Annotated in this window: 12 protein-coding genes; 6 read left to right on the plus strand and 6 right to left on the minus strand. The window is 65.4% G+C overall.

Going from position 1 to position 13,423, the window contains the following annotated elements; translation table 11 throughout:
* Nucleotides 1-4: 4 nt before the first annotated feature.
* Complete coding sequence (locus AC0L20_RS11675) at nt 5-808, minus strand: isocitrate lyase/PEP mutase family protein (RefSeq protein WP_473288644.1); 804 nt, start codon at nt 806-808, stop codon at nt 5-7.
* A gap of 56 nt (nt 809-864) precedes the next feature.
* The gene (locus AC0L20_RS11680) at nt 865-1,761 is read right to left on the minus strand and encodes an alpha/beta fold hydrolase (RefSeq protein WP_473288645.1); all 897 of its coding nucleotides are present in this window, start codon (nt 1,759-1,761) and stop codon (nt 865-867) included.
* Between the two features lie 122 nt (nt 1,762-1,883).
* Here AC0L20_RS11680 and AC0L20_RS11685 point away from each other — a divergent pair, with 122 nt between their 5' ends.
* From AC0L20_RS11685 to AC0L20_RS11695, 3 genes are all read left to right on the plus strand, one after another.
* Entirely contained in the window at nt 1,884-2,372 is a 489-nt protein-coding gene (locus AC0L20_RS11685) for a MarR family winged helix-turn-helix transcriptional regulator (RefSeq protein ID WP_473288646.1), read from the plus strand.
* 174 nt (nt 2,373-2,546) lie between these two features.
* Nucleotides 2,547-3,920 carry an HD-GYP domain-containing protein gene (locus AC0L20_RS11690; RefSeq protein WP_473288647.1) on the plus strand — a complete coding sequence of 458 codons (1,374 nt, stop codon included), beginning with the start codon at nt 2,547-2,549 and terminating at the stop codon, nt 3,918-3,920.
* 135 nt (nt 3,921-4,055) lie between these two features.
* Nucleotides 4,056-4,511 (plus strand): hypothetical protein, encoded by a 456-nt coding sequence (locus AC0L20_RS11695; RefSeq protein ID WP_473288648.1) that lies wholly within the window; start codon nt 4,056-4,058, stop codon nt 4,509-4,511.
* A 75-nt stretch (nt 4,512-4,586) separates the two neighbouring features.
* On the opposite strand, the gene AC0L20_RS11700 is transcribed toward AC0L20_RS11695, so the two are convergent.
* From AC0L20_RS11700 to AC0L20_RS11715, 4 genes are all read right to left on the minus strand, one after another.
* Nucleotides 4,587-5,009, minus strand: coding sequence for a hypothetical protein (locus AC0L20_RS11700; RefSeq protein ID WP_018454312.1), 423 nt, complete (start codon nt 5,007-5,009; stop codon nt 4,587-4,589).
* A 22-nt stretch (nt 5,010-5,031) separates the two neighbouring features.
* The gene (locus AC0L20_RS11705; protein ID WP_473288649.1) at nt 5,032-5,385 is read right to left on the minus strand and encodes a hypothetical protein; all 354 of its coding nucleotides are present in this window, start codon (nt 5,383-5,385) and stop codon (nt 5,032-5,034) included.
* A gap of 60 nt (nt 5,386-5,445) precedes the next feature.
* The gene (locus AC0L20_RS11710) at nt 5,446-5,988 is read right to left on the minus strand and encodes a hypothetical protein (RefSeq protein WP_473288650.1); all 543 of its coding nucleotides are present in this window, start codon (nt 5,986-5,988) and stop codon (nt 5,446-5,448) included.
* Between the two features lie 182 nt (nt 5,989-6,170).
* The gene (locus tag AC0L20_RS11715; protein WP_473288651.1) at nt 6,171-6,782 is read right to left on the minus strand and encodes a TetR/AcrR family transcriptional regulator; all 612 of its coding nucleotides are present in this window, start codon (nt 6,780-6,782) and stop codon (nt 6,171-6,173) included.
* Nucleotides 6,783-6,911: 129 nt separating this feature from the next.
* Between AC0L20_RS11715 and AC0L20_RS11720 the strand changes: the two genes are divergently transcribed.
* The 3 genes from AC0L20_RS11720 to AC0L20_RS11730 all read left to right on the plus strand — a co-directional run bounded on the left by AC0L20_RS11720 (nt 6,912) and on the right by AC0L20_RS11730 (nt 13,385).
* Entirely contained in the window at nt 6,912-8,141 is a 1,230-nt protein-coding gene (locus AC0L20_RS11720) for a cytochrome P450 (protein WP_473288652.1), read from the plus strand.
* 139 nt (nt 8,142-8,280) lie between these two features.
* Nucleotides 8,281-11,940, plus strand: a complete 3,660-nt coding sequence (locus AC0L20_RS11725; protein ID WP_473288653.1) for an AsmA family protein — start codon at nt 8,281-8,283, stop codon at nt 11,938-11,940.
* A 326-nt stretch (nt 11,941-12,266) separates the two neighbouring features.
* A complete protein-coding gene (locus tag AC0L20_RS11730) occupies nt 12,267-13,385 on the plus strand; it encodes a DUF2336 domain-containing protein (RefSeq protein WP_473288654.1) in 1,119 nt (372 codons plus the stop codon).
* Nucleotides 13,386-13,423: the final 38 nt, after the last annotated feature.

Raw genomic sequence — 13,423 nt, forward strand, 5'->3', positions numbered from 1 at the left:
GGGCTCAGGCATCCGGTTGCAGGAACGTGCCGTATTGCCTGGTCGCGGCGACCGCGGCTGCGGCCTGTCCGATCATCCGCATTGCTGCCATCATCGGCCACGGCCCAAGACTGACCCGCCGAACACCGACGCGAGCCAGATCCGGAAGTGCGGGAACGCCTTGTGTCACCATGATGTTGACCGGCAGAGGCGTGAGCTGAACGAACTTTTCAATGAGCGCGAGGTCGGTGAGGCCGGGTACGAAAATTCCGTCGGCCCCCGCCTCGGCATAGACCTTCGCCCGGCTTGCCGCTTCATTCAGGCACTCGTCCGGCGATCCGAATTTGAGCAGAAACGGATCCGTTCGCGCATTGATGAACAGCTGAACTCCCAGATCTTTTGCAGCGTGCCGCACAGCCTTGATCTTGGCGGCATGGCGTTCGGGATTGACGAGTTGCCGCTTTCCCCCTGATAGCCCGTCCTCGATATTGATGCCGACGGCGCCGGCTTTCAAAATCTCGGTCGCCGATCTGGCGGCGGCCTCCGGGGTGTCGCCATATCCGGCCTCCAGATCGATTGAGACTGGAACAGACACGGCCGCGGTCGTCCGCGACACCAGGCCGGTCACAATGTCGAGCGGGACATTTTCTCCGTCGACGTATCCAAGTGCAGAGGCGACCGCGCCGCTGCTGGTCGCGATGGCCGGAGAGGTCTTCGCGATAGCTTTGGCCGTGGCGGCGTCCCAGGCGTTGAACAGGATGAGCGGATCGCCTTTCCTGTGAAGGGCATGAAAGGTCTCGGCATATTGCTGTTGTGTCTTGGCGTCCATTGCGCGTACTCCGGATGAGAGAACTCAAGGGATGTTGTGGGCCACGCCCTCTGCGTTCAGTCAGGCGCGTGCGTCTTGAACCAGTCCATGATCAGGCCGGTGACTTCTTCCTCACGCTCGAGGTGCGGGAAGTGCCCGACATCGGGCAGGACAATCCGCTTGTGCGGCCCCTTGAACAGCGGCTCCTCCTTGACCGAGTACCTCGCTGTTGGATCGTTGCTGCCATAGATCGTCAGCGTCGGCGTGTGCATGTCATTGATGGGCAGGCGGCGCGCGAGCCCCGCATCGGTCAGGCCTCCGTAATATTTAAGCGCAGCGGCCATGGTGCCGGGCGAGCTGAGCGTCTCCTTGATTGAACGGATGTGCTCGGCATTGTTGAATGTCGGCGACCACAGCTTCCAGAGATAGTCGACGAAGGGAAGTCCCTCGGTACTGACCGCGGATACGGCGCCGGGAAGCTGGAAGAAATAGACATGGAAGACGGCTCGAACGAGCTCCGGATCCCGTCTGATGCTCGAAATTGTAATCGGATGTGCGGTGTTCATGACCACGGCGGCCTTGATTGCAGATGGCGCCGTGGCCAGCGCCTGAAAGGTCGAGGTGCCGCCCCAATCCATGCCGACGACGCGCGCCTGTCCGTCGTCGCTCAGCGCCGCGATAAGGGCTTCAAGATCCTTGCCCAGTGCGATCGGATCGAAAACGCCGTCCGCCGGAATCTCGGTCGGCGCATAGCCGCGCAGGAAGGGCGCGACCGCACGATATCCTGCATCCGCGAAGACCTGCAGCTGCTTTCGATAGGACCAGGCATTATCGGGAAAGCCGTGCAGGAACATGACCAGGGGGCCGTCGCCCTGTTCGAGATAGGCGAAGCGCACGCCGTTGGCCTGCACGTATTTCAAGGCGGGTTCAATGCCTCTCGTATTCGCTAGTCGTGCCGCGCTCCCAGTATTCATCGTCATTCTCCATGTCATCGTAGCCTGCCAGTAGAAATATGTGCGGAGCGCACATATTCGTCAAGTTGTTTTTTGTGCGTTCCGCACATATTGTCCGGCTCATGGAAAACGGAATCGCAAATTTGCTGGGGGCGCTCTCGCTCGCCGTCATGGATCGGATCGAGCAGGGTGCGCGCGAGGTCATCGGCCGCGGCGGCGAGACGCCTGCCGCCCTGGTCGTCATCGGCTATGGCCAGGGCATGACCAACGACAAGCTGCGGCGGATCCTTGGGCTGTCGCATTCGGGAACGGTCCGGCTGGTGGACCGTCTGGTGTCGGACCGGCTGGTCGAACGTCGGCCCGGACAGGACGGCCGCGAGGTTGCTCTGCACCTGACGGCGAAGGGTGCCGCAACCCGCAACGATTTGATGAATTCGCGGATTTCGGCCGTCGCGTCGCTTCTGGATGTGCTGTCGCCGGCGGAAACGAAACGACTTGAAACGCTGCTCCATGAATTGTTGGCACGGCAGGATACGTCCGAGATGGATCGCTTCACGATCTGCCGCATGTGCGACGACAGCGTTTGCACGAATTGCCCGTTGCCCACGGACAAGAGCAAGCGCGCTCGCTAGCCGGCGCGCGGTGGCCACGGAACTTTGCCGAGCAGGCGAGGGCGTTCTCGGAGACTTCCTGTCGACGGATCGCTCGCAAACAACCTCCTGTTAATCCTCTGGTGTTCAGTTGATCGACTGGTGATGTGATCCGCCCTGTTCACTGGCCGCACCCAGCCTCGGAGCCCCCCGTCAATGGACCCCATCCCGCATGCCCCCAAGCCGCTCGATCGGATCACGCTTTCCGAACTGCTGGGCGCACTCAGCCACGCGCTTGATCTTTCGGAGGGGCAGCCGGCCGGACATTGCGTGCGATGCAGCCGCATCGGCGTCTTGATCGGCAGGGAGATCGGCCTCGGCGAGGACGAGATAGTCGAACTTTACTACGCACTGTTGCTGAAGGATCTTGGCTGCAGCAGCAACGCCGCGCGCATCTGCGAGCTGTATCTGACCGATGATCTCTCCTTCAAGCAGGACTTCAAGCTCATTGACGGCAGCCTGCCTCAGGCGCTGCGCTTCGTGCTGGGCCATACCGGGCTGAAAGCCGGCCTGGCCGAACGGTTTCGCGCCATCGTCAACATCTTCCAGAACGGCGGCGAGATCGCTCGCGAACTGATCGAGACGCGATGCCATCGCGGCGCCGACATCGCCCGCAAAATGCGCTTCTCCGAACCGGTCGCGGAGGGCATCAAGAATCTCGATGAGCATTGGGATGGCGGCGGCAAGCCGCTCGGCCTTCGCGGCGCGGCCATCCCGCTTTATTCCCGCCTCGCGTTGTTGGCCCAGGTGGTCGATGTGTTCTACATCGCGAACGGTCCCGAAGCCGCCCTTCGTGAGGCCCGGAATCGAGCCGGCACCTGGTTCGATCCAGACTTGGTCGCCGCATTTGAGCGCATCGCGTCGCAGCCTGGATTCTGGGACATCCTTGGCACTGAAGAAGGGACCGAAACTGTGCCTCTGCAGCCGCAGCAGGCGAGCGTGCCGGTGGATGAGGATTATCTGGATGACATCGCAGCTGCCTTTGCCCAGGTGGTTGATTCCAAAAGCCCCTACACCAGCGGCCACAGCGAGCGCGTCACGCTCTTTACCGACATGATCGCGGAGCAGCTGGAGTTCGCTGCTGAGCGGCGACGCTGGCTCAAGCGTGCCGCGCTGCTGCATGACATTGGCAAGCTCGGCGTCAGCAACGCAATCCTCGACAAGCCCGGTAAGCTTGACGATTTCGAATGGGAGATCATGCGCAAGCATTCCGCGCATTCGGAAGCGATCCTGTCGCGCATCGGCGCGTTTGGCGATCTCGCTCCGATCGCCGGGGCGCATCACGAGCGGCTGGACGGCAAAGGCTATCCTCGTGGGCTCGCGGGAGACCAGATCTGCCTGGACACCCGAATCATCACGACCGCGGATATCTTCGATGCGCTGACCGCGGAGCGGCCGTATCGCGCTGCGATGCCGGTGACGAAAGCGCTTGCGATCATGTCGGGGATGATCGGCACCCAGATCGACGCGGACTGCTTTGCGGCTCTTCGTCGGGCCCTTGGACGGGTCGACGAGACGCTGGCGGCTTGACGAGGGTCCGACGCCGTCATCCGGCTTGCAATGTCTGGTGAGCCGACAGCGGGCGCAACGCGCGTTCGCGTCGCGGAAAGGAACGTCCGGCGTGTCTCCACGTTGTCGGCCGTCGAGCGCAAACCGGGCCATACGATGAAGAAGATCGCCACCATCCTTGTCATGCTCTGTAGCTTGCCGGCTGCTGCCGGTGCGGAGAGCTGGAGTGGCTATCGCATCCCCGAGACCGGGACCAACGTCGACATTCCCTCGTCCGTCTTCACCGAGGAAGCCGGTCGGCCCGACGGCTATGGCATGCAGTACCGGACCAGCGACGGCCGCGCGGATTTGACGGTGCAGGCCGTTCCGAACGACGGCAGCTCGCCGGCTGCTTTCCTGGCTCGGAAGAATCCGCCGTCCGGCATCACCTACAAGCGCATCACGCCGCGCTTCTTCGTGGTCTCCAGCACCCGGGGCGGCAAGATCTGGTACGACCGCTGCAACTTTGGCCGCCGCTACGTGCATTGCGTGCTGATCAACTATCCGGCCGCCGAAAAGCGGCAGTGGGATGCGGTCGTGACCCGCGTCAGCCGCACGCTGAGCGGCGGTTGATCCGTTCACAACGAAAAACCTGCTCACAAAGAAAAACTGCCCGCAAATCGCGGGCAGCAGTCTCGTGAGGATGGTTCAGCGCACGTTCGTCGATGTCGTCGACATGGTCGGCTTGGAGCCCGGCACGTGCGACATGGTCTTGGTGGTGGACCCGACCTCTTCGCCCGCCTTTACTTTCGTGCGGGTGTGGGAGCGGCTGAACGTGCCACCCTCATGCGCCTGCGCGCGCGCATTGGAATTGAGCACCGGACCGTTACCCTTGTTCATGCTGGTGCCGGACTGCGCCTTGCCGTTGGCGGACGCGGCGCTGCCGCCGGCTGCAATCGACGAGCCGGTCTGTCCGGAGCCCGACGTCGACGTGCCGCCGGTGCCGAGCGTGCTGGCCGAGGTGCCGCCGGCCGCAGCCGAGCCGCCGGTCCCGCCGGTCATGCTGGTTTGCGCCGACAACGGCGAGGCGGCGGCGAGCAAGAGTGCGACCGACGAGGTCGCGATCAACATTCTCATCTGTGAAATCCTTTTGCTATGGCGACGATGTCGAGATGGTGCAGCCGTTGACCGTGACGGTGCTCGCGCTGGTCGAACCGGGACCGCCGGCCGTCGAGGATGAGCTCGACACGTTGCCGCCACCGGCCTGGACGTGCACCGACGATCCGCCGGCCGAGCTTGAGCTCGACAGCGAGCCGCTCGACGAGGTCGAGCCGGTTGTGCCTGAACCCGATGAGCCCAGCGCGGTGATGCTGCCGTCGGGATGTTTTTCGACCGTGACCCGGCAGGTCTCGCCGGACGCGGTCTTGCCGGTTTTCTGCATGGTCTCCCCCACGGCGGCGCTGTTCATCAAAGTCAAAACTGCGATCGCAACGATTGGTCTGTTCATGCCAGTCCTCCTCAGGAAGGACGAAGGAGCGGCATTGCTGCCGCTCCGCCGGCCGGGATGTCAGTCCTTGTCCTTCTTCATCTCGTCCTTGTGGTGGCCTTTGCCCTTTTCCATGCCCATGTCGCTGCCATGGCCCGCGGAGGAACCGGCCGCTCCCACGGTCGAGCCGCTCTTGCCGCCGCCGGCCGACGAGCCGCCGGTGCCGAGCGTCGATGCCGAGTTGGAGCCGGAGCCGGAGCCTGCCGCAGATCCGCCGGTGCCGACGCTGGACGAGCTCTTGCCGCCACCAGCCGACGAACCGCCGGTGCCGAGCGTCGACGCCGAGCCTGAGCCGCTGCCGGAGCCCGCGGCGGAGCCGCCGGTGCCGATCGACGAACTGCTGGTGCCGCCGCCGGCCGACGAGCCGCCGGTGCCAAGCGTCGAGGCCGAACCCGAGCCGCTGCCCGAACCCGCCGATGAACCGCCGGTGCCGATCGTCGAGTTGCTGGTGCCACCGCCGGCTGACGAGCCGCCCGTGCCGACCGTCGAGCTCGACTGCGCCACGGCGAGCGCCGTACCGGCCAGCAGCGCAGCTGCGGCCGCAGTCAATTTCAGAATCCTCATCGTTGTCTCCTCCAATGATCAAATTGCCAAAACAGGCTCGGGATAAAGTGGTAAGCCGCACAAACGTTCCTTGGATGGGTGCGACGAAGTGGAAAATGCGCGCGCATGATTGCGGCCAGGTTCCAGCTGCGAAGCGCAGCGAACCAATGTCGAGCGGGAACAGCGAAGTTCTGAAAAAAGCGCTAGTCCGACGACAATCCCGTCCTGCGCCGCAGATCCGTGATCGCGCGCAGAAAGCTGTCGGCCGGCGTCGTCTCCGGATCGATCAGGCGGTGCAGGCGAAAGCCGTCTTCCAGCGCCAGCACGACGGAGGCCATCCAGGGAGGATTGAGCGTGTCGCTCTTCGCGTTGCTCTTCAGCGTGGCCTCGACGATGTCGGCGACCAGCTTGCGCCGCGCCCGCAGCCGCTTTGCAAGCTCCGGGCGGCGCTTCTCGGCGCGCGCGACAAACAGGATCATCTCCATGTGCAGCAGCGGCGAGCGGCCGAGCGGATCCTGCTTTGTGCGATCCATCGCCTTCAGCGCCGCGATGAAGTCGTCGAGATTGTCGTGCTGCGCCAGGATGTCCATGTTGCGCCGGATCGACTGCGCGACATGGTCCTCGATCATGGCGATGATCAGCTCGTCCTTGCTCTTGAAGTTGGAATAGAACGCGCCGCGGCTGAATCCAGCCGCCGCCGCGATCGCCTCGATGCTGGCGCCGCCGATGCCGTCCTCCTCGAACACGCGCGCGGCCGCCTCGAACAGCCTGTCGCGCGTGTCGTCCCTGGTCGGCCTGGTTCTCACCCTTGACATCGGAGCAGGTTAGGGCAGAATGCAATTCGATACAACAATGTATCGAGTTGATAATTCAGGGATGGTTACGCTGCGCAACAGGGGCTGCCCGGCGTATGCGATTCATGCGGCAACCGATATGAGGTCACCATGAACGAGCACGTGCAGGGCGCCGGCGGTCCGCTGTTCAATCCGCTGTCGCCGGACTTCATCCGCGATCCCTATCCGCATTATGACCGGCTCCGCGCGATCTATCCGATTCACGTGACGCCGTTCGGCCAGTTCGTCACTAGCCGCCATGCCGATGTCAGCCTCGTGATGCGCGACAAGCGTTTCGGCAAGGATTTCGTAGAGCGTTCCAAGCGCCGCTATAGCGAGAAGATCATGGAGGAGCCGGTCTTCCGCAGCATGAGCCACTGGATGCTGCAGGCCGATCCGCCCGACCACACCCGCCTGCGCGGTCTCGTCGTCAAGGCCTTTACCGCCCGCCGCGTCGAGGACATGCGGCCGCGGATCCAGCAGATCGTCGACCAGACCATCGATGCCGTGATCGACCGCGGCCATATGGACCTGATCGAGGATTTCGCCTTCCGCCTGCCTGTGACCATCATCTGCGACATGCTCGGCATCCCCGAGGACCACCGCGAGACTTTCTATAACAGCTCGCGCGACGGCGGACGGCTGCTCGACCCCGTGCCGCTCTCGCCGGAGGAGATCGCCAAGGGCAACGCCGGCAACATGATGGCGCAGATGTATTTCCAGCAGCTGTTCGAGCTGCGTCGCAAAAATCCCGGCGACGATCTCATCACCCAGCTGGTGCAGGCCGAGGAAGACGGCAACAAGCTCACCAACGAGGAGCTGACCGCCAACATCATCCTGTTGTTCGGCGCCGGCCACGAGACCACGGTCAATCTGATCGGCAACGGCCTGCTTGCGCTGCATCGCAATCCGGACCAGCTCGCGCTGTTGAAGGCACGGCCGGAGCTGATGGTGGGCGCGATCGAGGAATTTCTGCGCTACGATTCCTCGGTGCAGATGACCGGGCGGGTCGCGCTGGAGGATATCGACGATCTCGGCGGCGCGAAGATCCCCAAGGGCGAGACCGTGCTCTGCCTGCTGGGCTCGGCCAACCGCGATCCGGCGGTCTATCCCGACCGCCCCGACCGGCTCGACGTCACCCGCCAGAACGTGAGGCCGCTGTCGTTCGGCGGCGGCATCCATTTCTGCCTGGGGGCCCAATTGGCCCGCCTCGAGGCCGAGATCGCCATCGCCACGCTGTTGCGTCGGCTGCCCGACCTGCGCATCGACGACCTCGAAAACCCCGAATGGCGGCCGACCTTCGTGCTGCGCGGCCTGAAGCGGCTGCCCGCAAGCTGGTGATGGCCGCCCGCGTTAACCTCCGCGCGCAACAGTCGCTGTGACTTCGCCACACTTCCCCCTATATAAGGGGCTGTTCCGGTACGTCTGAGGCCCTGCGGCTCAGGCAAGGCCCGCATCCGGTTTGGCCGAGGGGAGACCCGTGCAGACGACGCTGCTCGGATTGGCGATTGCCTTTATCTTAGCGCTGCTGGCCGCTCTGATCGGGCCTTACTTCGTCGACTGGAACCAGTTCAGGCCCCAGTTCGAAGCGGAGGCCGGTAGGATCATCGGCGTGCCGGTGCGGGTGGCGGGCGAGCTCGACGCGCGGCTGTTGCCGGCGCCGACGTTGCGGCTGCGCGGGGTCACCTTCGGCGGCAACAACGATCTCGGCCGCCTGCGCGCCGACAAGCTCGACGTCGAATTCAGCTTGAGCTCGCTGATGCGCGGCGAATGGCGCGCCACCGAGCTTTCGGTCAACGGCATGGCGGTCGATCTCGGCCTCGACGCGCGCGGGCGGGTCGATTTGCCGTCCACCGCGAGCGGCAGCTTCAATCTGGCGTCGTTGGCGATCGAGCGGCTGAACCTCACCGGCCGCATCGCCCTGCATGATGCCGCCAGCCGTTCGACGCTGGAGCTCAACGACATCGCCTTCTCCGGCGACGTGCGCTCACTGGCCGGCTCGGTGCGGGGCGATGGAAGTTTTGCCCTCAGCGGCGTGCGCTATCCGTTCCGCGTCTCCTCCGGCCCGAGCGCCGACGGCAACGCCACCCGCCTCCACCTCAACATCGACCCCGGCGAGCGCGCCATCCTGGCCGATCTCGAAGGCGTGCTCGCCTTCGACAACCGCCTGCCGAAATTCGAGGGCGCGCTGACGCTCGCGGTGCCGGCGCCGAAGAAGGCCGGCGAGGCGGGGCCGACGCCCTGGAAGCTCACCACGAAACTCAAGGCCGATCCGGCCGGCGCCAAGTTCGAGCAGGTCGATGCCAGCTTCGGGCCCGAAGACTCCGCGCTGAAGCTCGGCGGCGTCGGCGATATCAGGTTCGGGGCTTCGCCGCTGCTGCGTGCGGTGCTGTCGGCGCGCCAGGTCGATGCCGACAAGCTGACGGCCAAGAACGATGCCGAGCCGCAGCGGATCCTCCCGGCGCTCCGCGCGGGGCTGGCCGCAATCCCGCAGGCGCCGATCCCGGCGCAGATCGAGTTCAACTCCGACCAGATCATGCTCGGCGGCCGTCCGCTCCAGAACATCACGGCCGAGCTTGCGACCGACGGACGGTCCTGGACCTTCCAGCGGCTCGAGCTGCGCGCGCCGGGCCAGACGCAGCTCTCGCTCAACGGCGCGACGCCCGGCGCCGATAGCTTCAGCGGCCGCCTCAGCGTCGATTCCTCCGATCCCGATACGCTGGTGGCCTGGCTCCAGGGCCGCAACGAAGTCAACCGCCGCAGCACGCGGCCACTGCGCCTTGCCGGTGACGTGACCATCGCGGCCAACCATTTCGCCATCGACCGGCTGAAGGCCGACATCGAGGGCGGCGCGGTCGAGGGCCGCATCGCTTTCGTCCAGACCGGCGCGAGCAAGGGGTCGCGGATCGACGCGGAGCTCAAGGCCGACCGCCTCGACCTCGATGCCGCCGCAAGTTTTGTGCGCGCGCTTTCGGGGCCGCAGGGCGAATGGCCGGAGGAAGCGAAGCTGTCGCTCGATATCGGCCGCGCGATCTCGGCGGGCCAGGAGCTGCGGCCGTTCACCGCGAAACTCGGCTACGGCCCGGCATCGCTCTCGCTGGAGCAGTTGCGGTTCGGCCAGGCCAGTGGCGTGACGACGGAAGCGAGCGGCAGCTTCGACCGCGCCAAGGCAACGGGCAAGCTCGCGCTGAAATCCTCCGCCAATTCGCTGCGCGATCTCACCGCGATGCTTGAGCCGTTTGCGCCGTCGGTGCGCGCGCGCTTCGACGCCATCCCGTCGCTGCCAGGTGCGACCCGCCTCAAGCTCGACCTCAGCCTCGACAAGAACGCCGAGCACGCCGATCGCAACGACGCGCGCGCGGTAATCGAGCTCGACGCGCCGCAACTCAAGGCCACCGCGACGCTGGCCGCGCAGACGCCGGTGGCCGCCCTCAACGGCATCGACATCGACCGCTTGCGCAACAGCGAATTCACGCTGGATTCAAAAGCCTCGACACCGCAGGCCAATTCACTGCCGGCGTTGCTCGGGCTCGATCGCGTGGTTGCCGCAGGCGAGGGCGCTTCGCAGTTCGAAGGCCATCTGAGCGGCGCGTGGCGCCATCAGCTGCAATTGAATGCAAAGCTCAGCGGCGGCGGGCTGGACGCGGACGCACAAGGCACCGTCGAATTGTCGGAGCCGAAAGGCAGCGTGAATTTGCGCGTGCGCAATGCCAATCTGGCCCCGCTGTTCGGGACCAGCCCGGCCGATAAATCCGTGCAGAGCGTCAATCTGTCCTCGCGCGTCGGCCTCTCCAGCAACCGCCTGACCTTCAACGATCTCGACAGCACCCTGGCGGGCTCGCATCTACGCGGTCATCTGGCGGTGACGCTCGATCAGGAGAAGACCGTCGACGGCGAAGTCGGCCTCGATTCGCTCGACCTCGTGCCGGCGCTTGCGATGGCCATCGGCGCGGCCGGACATGATGCCAATGCGCCGTTGAGTGCCGGGCTTCTCGGCGGCTGGCGCGGCCGCGTCGCCTTCCAGGCGCTGCACGGCACGTTACCCGGCGGCATCGAGCTGCGCCCCTTCGGCGGTACGATCCGGAGCGACGGGCAGTCGCTCGCGCTCGACGCAATCAAGGGCGGCGTCGGCGGCGGCGAGATGTCGGCGAGCCTTGATGCGCGCAATGGCGCCAATGGTCTGACGGTGAACGCGCGTATCGAGCTCGGCAATGTCGACGCGGCGGCGCTGCGCTATCGCGACCTCGCGCTGCCGAAGGGACGTGCCTCGGCGCAGATGGCGCTGACCAGCCAGGGCCGCAGCGTTGCGGCGCTCACCGGCGCGCTCGCCGGCAACGGCACGGTGACGCTTGATTCCGCTGAAATCTCCGGCCTCAATCCGCGCGCCTTCGAGATCGCCATCCGCGCCAGCGACGGCGGCCAAATTGCCGACGACAACCGGCTGCGGCAGCTGGTCGAGCCCGCGCTGTCGGCGGGTCCGATTGCAGTGGCCTCGGCGCAGATCCCGTTCACGATCCGCGACGGGCGCCTGCGCGTCGGCGCAACGTCGTTGGAGGCGAAGAACGCGCGCGCCATCGTCTCCGGCGGCTACGACATCCCCGCCGACCAGGCCGACATCCGCGCCAGCCTGACGCCGATCATGACCGGGCTCTCCGGCGCACCGCCGGAGATCCAGCTGTTCGCGGCCGGTCCCCCCGACAGGCTCAATCGCACCCTCGATCTCGGGCCGCTGTCGTCCTGGCTTGCGGTGCGCACGATCGACCGCGAGACGCGCCGGCTGGACGCCATCGAGCGCGGCGAGCCGCCGCCGGCCACCGCCGCGCTGCCGACTCTGGTGTCGCCCGAACCGGTGTCGGAGCCGTCGCTCACGGATGTGCCGATTCCCGGCCGCGATCCGCGCCGCGCGCCGCCGCCGAAGCCCAAGGCCGATATCAGGGTTGCGCCGACCCCGAAGGCGCCGCAGGCCGCTCCCGCAGCGCCAAGCCCGCCACTGACAAGCCCTCAACTCACAAGCCCGCCGCTTGCGAGCCACCAGATCGCGCCGCTGCCTCCGCCGATCGACGTGAGGCCGGCCCCCGGCCCGCCGCCCGCAAAGCCCAAGCCAAAGCCGCCGCTGGTGCTGACGCCGCAGAATCCGTAGGCGATAGTCCGTCATGCCCGGGCTTGTCCCGGGCATCCACGTTCTTCGTCCCAGGCGGTGAGACGTGGATGGCCGGGACAAGCCCGGCCATGACGCCGGAGAGACACCCTCTCCCCAACCCTCTCCCGCAAGCGGGAGAGGGAGCGCACCTTCGCTGGTGGCCCACCGGTAAACCCATTCCCTCGCTTTTTAACGAATTTTGCCCGGCAAAACTGATCTGCCGACTTTACCGGATTCTCGCGTTTGTTCCCTAGTCTCTGTTCCCAGAGGAACTCGGCGTCCTGCGGCACAAGCAGGATGGCTAGCCAAGAACTGGGGTCATCGGGATGAACGGCGCGACAACACTTCTGCAGGATCTGGACGACGCAATCGCACGCGGCACCGACGAAAGCCGGAACAAGGCGTTGTGGCACGCGACCGACATTCTGATCACCGGCCGCTACAGCGACGACGAGATCAGCACGTTCGGCGAAGTCATCGGCCGGCTCGCCGACGAGATCGAGGTTGCCGCGCGCGTGCAGCTCTCCGAGGTCATGGCAGCCTGCGATCACGCTCCGCTCAATGTCATTGCGCAACTCGCGATCGACGACGAGATCGAGGTCGCCGGTCCCGTGCTGCGCGACTCCAATCGTATCGACGAGAAGCTGCTGGTCGAGAGCGCCATGACCAAGAGTCAGTCGCATCTGCTCGCGATCGCCCAGCGCAAGTCGATCGGCGAGGCCGTCACCGACGTGCTGGTCAAGCGCGGCGACCAGGAGGTCGTGACGTCGGTTGCCCGGAACGAGGGCGCACGCTTCTCCGGCTCGGGCCTTTTGCACATGGTCCGCCGCGCCGAGGGTGACTCGATTCTCGCTGAGCAGCTTGGCCTGCGCAAGGACGTGCCGCGTCACATCTTCCAGCAGCTGATCTCGAAGGCGTCGGAGGACGTCCGCCGCCGGCTCGAGCACGAGCGCCCGGAAATGATGGCGCAGATCCAGAGCTCGGTGAGCGACGTCACCGGCGATCTGCACTCCAAGTTCGGCCCGTCCTCGCGCAGCTATTTCGTCGCCAAACGCGTGGTGACGACGCAGTACCGGCAGGGCAACCTCAATCAGGACTCGATCTCGAACTATGCGCGCCAGCACCGCTTCGACGAGGTGCAGATCGGCCTGTCGCTGTTGTCGTCGCTGCCGGTCGACGTGATCGAGCGTGCGATGATGGACCGCAATCGCGAGATGATCCTGGTGCTGTGCAAGGCGCTCGATTTCTCCTGGGACACCACCATGTCGCTGCTGTTCCTCGGCGCCAAGGATCACCTGATCACGGCGCGCGAGCTCCACGACAACGAACGCGATTTCGGCAAGCTCAAGATCGAGACCTCGCGCAGCGTCTTGAAGTTCTACCAGTCGCGCAAGACCGGCTCCGATCCCGCCACGGGTCGTCAGCCCGAGCTGCAGGTGCACTGAGCGGTACACCGAACAGGTACACCGAGCATCATCCGGGA

This window comes from Bradyrhizobium sp. Kon58 (assembly GCF_055807455.1).